The organism is Kitasatospora sp. NPDC056783 (assembly GCF_042789895.1).
In the GTDB taxonomy this organism is placed as follows: Bacteria; Actinomycetota; Actinomycetes; order Streptomycetales; family Streptomycetaceae; genus Kitasatospora.
Window position 1 is genome coordinate 1 of sequence record NZ_JBHUAF010000494.1, and the last position, 5,210, is coordinate 5,210.

Below are 5,210 nucleotides of genomic sequence, written 5' to 3' on the forward strand. Positions count from 1 at the left end.
CCGTCCTGCCGGGTGAACTCCCTTGATGTGCGGGCCTTTTCACCATCTTCCGGTCGCCCCCGAAGTCGTTGCGCGGCCTTCCGCCGAGGGGTGGGCGCCGCCCGGGGTGCCTGGCGGGCAGCGGCCGGGCGGCGTCGCCCTCCCCTCGTTTTGTTGAACGTTGTCCATCTGCTTCGCTCCTTGTATGAATGGCGTGCCGGGAAGGAGTTGATCATGACGATGTGGATCCGGCGCGCGCGCTCCGGAGGCGAGGCGCTGCAGACCCTGGTGGACGGCCTGGCCGAGGAACTGGGACGCTCGGTCGTCCTCGCCGACCCGCTGGTGCGGCTGATCTGCACCAGCCGGCACTTCGGCGACGAGGACCGGGTGCGCGTGCGCACGCTGTTGCAGGGCGTCGCGGACGACGAGTTCATCCGCCACGTGTTGTCCCAGGGGGTCACCGGGTGGACCGCCCCGGGCATCCTGCCGGGGCGCGAGGACCTGGGGATGCAGCCGCGCTACTGCGTCCCGATCCGCCGGCGGGGCCACCTGCTGGGCATCCTGAAGGTCATGGCGGTGGGCGAGCCCCTCACGGAGGCCGAGACCGAGGCCATCGACCGGGTCGCCCGCACGGTGGCGGTCGAGATGTACGCCGATCGGCTGGCCTCGGACGTCGACGAGGAGCGCACCCGCCGGTTCCTGGGCCGGCTGGTCGGCTCGGACTCGGCGCTGCGGTTCGCGGCGCACGAGCGCCTGGTGGACGACGGCCTCCTCCCGGCGGGCCCGCACGTGGTGGTGACCACCGTGGTCGTCCCCGGGCGGCCGGGGACGACCGGCGAGGTCGCCGTGGCGCTGCGCGGGGCGCTGGAGCCGTTCCGGCACGCCCGTCCGGCCCGCGGCCTGTTCGCGGTCGAGCAGGACGGGGCGGTCCTGGTGCAGGTCTTCGACCGGGAACCGGCGGAGGAGGAACTGGACGCGCAGTGCCGCGCGATCGTCCGCTCCCTGCGGACCTTCCTGGGCGCGGACGTGGACGTCGCGGTGGGGGTGGGCGGCCGTCGCACGGCGCTGGCGGACGCGTGGATCTCCCACGACCAGGCCCGGGTCGCCGTCCGCGCGGCCCGTCGGCTGCCCCGGCTGGAGGGCGTCGGCGACTGGGAACGGCTCGGGGAGTTCACGATGTTCCTCCAGCTGCCGGAGAGCGCGCTCAACGACTCCCTCCTGCCGAAACCGCTGCTGGGCCTGCTGGACGACAGCGCGGGCTCCCGGCTGGAGGAGACCCTGCGCTGCTTCCTGGAGAACGCGGGTTCGGTGCCCAGGACCGCGGAGATCCTGGAACTGCACCGCACCTCGCTGTACTACCGGCTGCGCCGGATCCAGGAGATCACGGGCCTGGACCTGGACGACGGCGCGCACCGCCTGGTGCTGCACATGGGGCTCAAGCTCCTGGACCTGCTCCAGGCCCCCCGGGAGACCGACGTCGCCGACGACCGTGCCGCCATGGCCGGTTGACCCGCGCGGCCACTCCCCTCCCGGTTCCCGCAGGCCCGCGCCGCCAGGGCCGCCGGCCCCGGCCCCCGGGGCGTTCCGGTGGGCACGCTCGTCGGCCGGTGGAGGGGATTCGTCAACCCGCTTGCTCCAACCGGGCTTCGGGGCCGATCACGGCATCCCGCCACACCGGCGGCGCGCCCCGCGGGCCGGCGCCGGACGGGGAGTCGCCTATTCTGGACGGAAATCCGTGCACGATCAGGCAAGGGTCCCGACTCTCCGGCAGTACCGTCGGTGGCGTGCGCGAGGTGTCGGGGGGCCGACCTTCCGCCAGGCGCGGACCGGGCCCATACCCGGGCAGGCGTCGCGTTGCCGAGCCCTTCCGATCAGGCCAGGAGCGATGAGTTGTCCGATCCCACCCCTCTGCCCGAGCGGCGTCCGGTGCTCGACCGGGCGCTCCAGGAGTTCCTGGACACCGAAGCCGGCCGGTCCGCGACGGGACTGCCGGACCTCTCCTTCCTCGCCCGGGACGTCCCCGCCCGCGAACTCCCCGCTCACGGCTTCCCCGCTCACGGCTTCCCCGCTCACGGCGGCGTTCCGGACGACGGGCCGGGCGAGGAGGCCGTCCGCGACGGGCACGAGGACCCGGACGACCCCTGCGGCGTCACCTCGGAGTGGCTCGCCCTGCCCTGCGGGCCCGGCGGGCGGGTGCACGTCCAGGTGACCAGACCCGTCGGCACCGCCGAGCCCAGCCCCGTGGTGCTGTTCCTGCCCGGCCTCGGCTGGTCGCTCGGCGACGCCGACTGCTACGCCCGGCTGATCCAGGAGTTCGCCCTGGGCACCGACGCCGCCGTCGTGTACGTGGACTACGCCCGGGCACCCGCGGCGCGCTACCCGGTGGCCGTCGAGCAGTGCCACGCCGTGGCCCGCTGGATCCACGAGCACGGGCACGAGATCGGACTGGCGGGGGACCGGATCGCCGCCGTCGGCGACTCCGCCGGGGCCAACCTGGTGGCGGCGCTGACCCTGCTGGCCCGGGAACGCGGCGATGTCCCGCTCGCCCACCAGGTGCTGCTGTACCCGGTCACCGACGCCGACTTCGACACCCCCTCCTACCACCGCTTCGCCACCGGCTACTTCCTGCACCGCGATCACATGCGCCGCTTCTGGGACGACTACCTGCCCGAGCCCCAGCGGCGGCGGGAGACGACCGCCGCCCCGCTGCGCGCCACGCTGGAGCAGCTCGTGGGGCTGCCGCCGGCGCTCGTGGTCACCGCCGAGGCCGACGTGCTGCGGGACGAGGGCGAGGCCTACGCGGCCAGGCTCCGGGCGGCGGGCGTCCCGGTGGTGTCGACGCGCTACCAGGGGGTGATGCACGGCTTCCTGCTGGTCGGCGGGATCCACCCCACCGGCACCACCCGGGCCGCGCTGATCCAGGTCGTCGACACCGTGCACATGGCGCTCCACCGCCGGTCCTGGTGAAGCCGGCGGCCGTGGGGGCGGCCGGCCGTTCTCCGGGTGCGGGCGGCCGTTCTCCGAGTCACTCGGCGAGGAAGGCCAGCAGCACGGTGTTGACCTCCTCGGCGTGGGTCCAGAGCAGACCGTGCGGGGCGCCGTCGATCTCGACGTACTCGGCGTCGGGGAGCTCCTCGTGGTACGGGCGCGTGGTGCTCTCCACGGGCAGGATGCGATCGCCGGTGCCGTGCACGATGAGGGCCGGCACGTCGACGCCGGTGATGTCGCCGCGGAAGTCCGTGTACCAGGTGGCCGGCACGGCCGCGGCGGCGAAGGCGCCGCCGGAGGCGGCGATGTCGAGGCCGCGTCGGACGGCCTCCTCGCTGATCCGGGTGCCGAGGTTCTCGTCCAGGTTGTAGAAGTCGTGGAAGAAAGCCGTGTAGTAGGCGTACCGGTCGTCCCTCACGGCCTCGACGATGCCCCCGAAGAACTCCTGCGGGGCGACGCCGTCCGGATTGCCGTCGGTCTTGAGCAGGTACGGCTCCAGGGAGGCGAGGAAGACGGCCCCGGTGACGCGGGCGGAGCCGTAGGAGGAGAGGTACCGGGCGACCTCGCCGGTGCCCATCGAGAAGCCCACCAGGACGGCGTCGCGGACGTCGAGGGTCTCCAGCACGGTGTGGAGGTCGGCGGCGAAGGTGTCGAAGTCGTAGCCGGTGGCGGGGTGGGAGGACCGTCCGAAGCCGCGGCGGTCGTAGGTGATGACCCGGTGGCCGGCGTCGAGCAGCGCGGCGCTCTGGCGCTCCCAGGAGCGTCCGTCCAGCGGGAATCCGTGGATCAGCACCACCGGCCGGCCGGTGCCGTGGTCCTCGTAGTGGAGGTCGATGGCGGTGGAGTTCTCCTGGCCAACGGTGATGAACGGCATGGGACTTCCCTGTCTCTTCCGGACCACGCCTGGGCTGCGGCGGGCCAACGCTAGGGCCGGCCTCCGGGGGCCGTTTGCCCGGGAGAGCACCCCGTGTCGTCCCGGAGCGCCGCGAGGGGGTGCCGGGATGGTCATCCCGAGCCCTGACGGCGTTGTACTTGGGCACCCGATCGTTGCGCGGACTGCATCTTTTGCCCGCAACCCCTTGACAGGTATAGACCACTCCGCTTGAGTCTGGGGCAGCCCCGCATCCGGCCCGCACCCCGGTCGGCCCGTCCCCCCACGACGTGCCCCCACCCCGCGGGGCTCCGGCTTCCCTGCCCCTGCGTCCCTACCTCCACGACCGTGCGGCCCCACACCGCACAAGGGGTGATCAAGTGTCCATGAAACGCCTGCTCGCACTGCTCTCCACCGTCGCCACGGCGCTGGCGGTGGTCCTGCTGCTGCCCGCGGCCAACGCCAGCGCCGCCGTCTGCGCCACGCCCTGGAGCTCCTCGGCCGTCTACACCGGCGGCGCCGCCGTCTCGTACAACGGCCACAACTGGCTCGCCAAGTGGTGGACCCAGAACGAGCCGCCCAGCACCGGCGGTTCCGGTGTCTGGTCCGACCAGGGCGGCTGCGGCACCGGTCCGACGACGACCCCGACCCCGACCGCCACCCCGACCGTCACGCCGACCTCCACCGCCACGCCGAACCCGGGCGGATTCCCCGTCAGCCAGGCCCAGTTCGACCAGATGTTCCCGAACCGGAACCCCTTCTACACCTACCAGGGCCTGATCGACGCGCTCTCCGCCTACCCGGCCTTCGCGGCCACCGGCGGCGACACCGTCCGCAAGCAGGAGGCCGCGGCCTTCCTGGCGAACGTCAACCACGAGACCGGCGCGCTGGTCTACGTGGTCGAGCAGAACACCGCCAACTACCCCCACTACTGCGACAGTTCGCAGCCGTACGGATGCCCGGCCGGCCAGTCCGCGTACTACGGGCGCGGCCCGATCCAGCTGAGCTGGAACTTCAACTACAAGGCGGCCGGCGACGCCCTCGGCATCGACCTGCTGCGCAACCCCAACCTGGTGCAGACCGACCCGGCCGTCGCCTGGAAGACCGCGCTCTGGTACTGGAACACCCAGAACGGGCCGGGCACCATGACCCCGCACAACGCGATCGTCAACGGCTACGGATTCGGTGAGACCATCCGCAGCATCAACGGCTCGCTGGAGTGCAACGGCGGCAACCCCGCGCAGGTGCAGAGCCGGATCAACGCCTACCAGCGCTTCACCCAGCTGCTCGGCACCGTGCCGGGCAACAACCTGAGCTGCTGATCGCCCGACAGGGCGTCCTCTGATCCGCTGATCCACGTCGCGGGCCGCCG

General features: G+C 72.8%; 4 protein-coding genes. 3 read left to right on the top strand and 1 reads right to left on the bottom strand.

The features are described 5' to 3' along the window. Positions 1 to 213: 213 nt before the first annotated feature. Both ACFRMQ_RS37725 and ACFRMQ_RS37730 read left to right on the top strand, forming a co-directional pair. Positions 214 to 1,488 (top strand): PucR family transcriptional regulator, encoded by a 1,275-nt coding sequence (locus ACFRMQ_RS37725; RefSeq protein ID WP_380735389.1) that lies wholly within the window; start codon positions 214 to 216, stop codon positions 1,486 to 1,488. Positions 1,489 to 1,869: 381 nt separating this feature from the next. Beyond that, the gene (locus tag ACFRMQ_RS37730) at positions 1,870 to 2,946 is read left to right on the top strand and encodes an alpha/beta hydrolase (RefSeq protein WP_380735390.1); all 1,077 of its coding nucleotides are present in this window, start codon (positions 1,870 to 1,872) and stop codon (positions 2,944 to 2,946) included. Positions 2,947 to 3,004: 58 nt separating this feature from the next. Here ACFRMQ_RS37730 and ACFRMQ_RS37735 read toward each other — a convergent pair whose 3' ends face one another. Continuing rightward, complete coding sequence (locus tag ACFRMQ_RS37735; RefSeq protein WP_380735391.1) at positions 3,005 to 3,841, bottom strand: alpha/beta fold hydrolase; 837 nt, start codon at positions 3,839 to 3,841, stop codon at positions 3,005 to 3,007. 383 nt (positions 3,842 to 4,224) lie between these two features. On the opposite strand from ACFRMQ_RS37735, the gene ACFRMQ_RS37740 reads away from it, so the two are divergent. Continuing rightward, positions 4,225 to 5,160 carry a glycoside hydrolase family 19 protein gene (locus ACFRMQ_RS37740; RefSeq protein ID WP_380735393.1) on the top strand — a complete coding sequence of 312 codons (936 nt, stop codon included), beginning with the start codon at positions 4,225 to 4,227 and terminating at the stop codon, positions 5,158 to 5,160. Positions 5,161 to 5,210 lie beyond the last annotated feature (50 nt).

Bases quoted from the DNA above. Each gene is read 5' to 3' on its own strand.
- ACFRMQ_RS37725 (WP_380735389.1), top strand. From the start codon at position 214: ATGACGATGTGGATCCGGCGCGCGCGCTCCGGAGGCGAGGCGCTGCAG.
- ACFRMQ_RS37740 (WP_380735393.1), top strand. From the start codon at position 4,225: ATGAAACGCCTGCTCGCACTGCTCTCCACCGTCGCCACGGCGCTGGCG.
- ACFRMQ_RS37735 (WP_380735391.1), bottom strand. From the start codon at position 3,841: ATGCCGTTCATCACCGTTGGCCAGGAGAACTCCACCGCCATCGACCTC.